Here is a 1,231-nt window from a genome sequence, read left to right as displayed (position 1 = left end):
CCTCGTTTTCAGTGCAATAACTGGCGGTACGCAAACCCAGCACTGGCGCGGGGGTGGTGTTGGTAGATCGTTGATTCTGTTGGCTTTCCTGTTCACCTTCAAATCCGGGATTCGTGGCGTCAAACCGTGATCGGTTTCATCCGTTGGTGCCAGTTATCGGTGCTCCCTGCCGCGAGGGCAGGATTTGGTCGGCATAACGGTCAACAGGAAAGCGGAACACGCCTCGCAGGTTGATGCTTTCCAGCCTGGTGGGAGCAATTTTTCCGATCAGTTCCGGCGGAATGGCCTGGCGGCGGTTCGACCAGCGATCCAGAACAGCCTGCATTTGTGACGTGTTCCACGCCATGACGATGTTGGCCAGCAGACTCAACGCGTCGGCCACAGCCTGCATTTCGTCCACACGTTTGGCCTGTGCCGGGCTGATCCGGCCGGTGTAAATGGCGCGCTTGAGGGCGTTGACCGCCTCCCCCCGGTTGAGCACCCGGCGCAATTCATTCCTGAAAGCGTCCTTAACAAAGTAGTCGGCAAGGAACGCGGTTCGCAGCAAACGTCCCAATTGCACGCCAGCGTCATAGATGGGGTCACCCTGGGCAGCAGAGCCAAACCGCGCCAGTGCTGCCACCGCACTGGCGTGACCACTCATGACCGAAGCCGCCAGATGCACCAGGCTGTCCCAATGCTTTTCGATCAGGGCAACGTCAACATTGGCCTCGCACACCGCAGCTATTTCGGCTGGCACCTTGGCGCCGCGAGGCACGAACAGGTGGCGTTGTTTCAATTCCTTCAACCGCGGGCAAAGATCAAAGCCCAACAACCGGGCCAGTGCCATCGCAAAATCGGTGTAGCCGTGGGTGTCCACCGCCAGTTGGCTGGTTTCAAGGCGTTCCTGACGTATGACGCCTTCAATGGCCACGCCAGCTTGGCGCTCATTGAGCACGAAGGGCTGTGCGTGAAAGATTCCCCAGCGGTCGCGTACATGGGAGTAGATGCCAATGGAGGGCGTGTTGCGCCGGGGATCAAGCCGGGCCTGCCATACCCGCTTGGTTGTCTCCATGCTCATCATGTCAGAAGACGCCAGGTCTGAACGGCCCCAAGTGGTGGCGATCGGGTGGCGTTGCATAAACTCCAGCACCGCCTGGCAAGCCTGACTCAGACGGCGTTCGTCCCGTGCCCAGCGCATGGCCTGGCGGATGCTGGTGGCAGACAACTGCGGAATCATGCGCGCGCATTC

The 1,231-nt window shown here is 60.0% G+C and carries 1 protein-coding gene; it reads right to left on the bottom strand.

Annotated features, from left to right (window positions below; translation table 11 throughout):
* Positions 1-136 precede the first annotated feature (136 nt).
* On the bottom strand, positions 137-1,231 hold a 1,095-nt coding region (locus tag DBR23_RS05730), incomplete at its 5' end, for a Tn3 family transposase (protein ID WP_146191237.1).

Origin of the sequence: Acidovorax sp. HMWF018 (assembly GCF_003061035.1) — a bacterium.
Lineage (GTDB): Bacteria > Pseudomonadota > Gammaproteobacteria > Burkholderiales > Burkholderiaceae_C > Acidovorax > Acidovorax delafieldii.
Note: the sequence above shows the minus strand (reverse complement) of the source record. Positions and strands in the feature narration are given on the sequence as shown.